Here is a 304-nt window from a genome sequence, read left to right as displayed (position 1 = left end):
ATCGTCATCGACGTCGTCACGTCGCCCAGCGGGATGTCCTTGAACAGGACCTCCATGTCGGCGGCCGAGTCGATGGCGACGCCGCAGTGCCCGACCTCGCCGAGCGAGCGCGGGTCGTCGGAGTCGCGGCCCATGAGCGTCGGCATGTCGAAGGCGACGGAGAGTCCGCCTCCGCCGTTGCCGAGGATCATCTTGTAGCGCTCGTTGGTCTGCTCGGCGTTCCCGAACCCGGCGAACTGCCGGATGGTCCACGTACGCCCTCGGTAGCCGGTCGCATACAGGCCGCGGGTGTACGGGTACTCCC

At 68.1% G+C, this 304-nt stretch carries 1 protein-coding gene; it reads right to left on the bottom strand.

Translation table 11 applies throughout. The features are described 5' to 3' along the window. Positions 1–304: methylmalonyl-CoA mutase family protein (locus ACLZOT_RS51550; RefSeq protein WP_416976185.1), on the bottom strand; the 304-nt coding region annotated here is incomplete at both ends.

Source organism: Streptomyces sp. 4F14 (genome assembly GCF_048159485.1).
In the GTDB taxonomy this organism is placed as follows: domain Bacteria; phylum Actinomycetota; class Actinomycetes; order Streptomycetales; family Streptomycetaceae; genus Streptomyces.
Note: the sequence above shows the minus strand (reverse complement) of the source record. Positions and strands in the feature narration are given on the sequence as shown.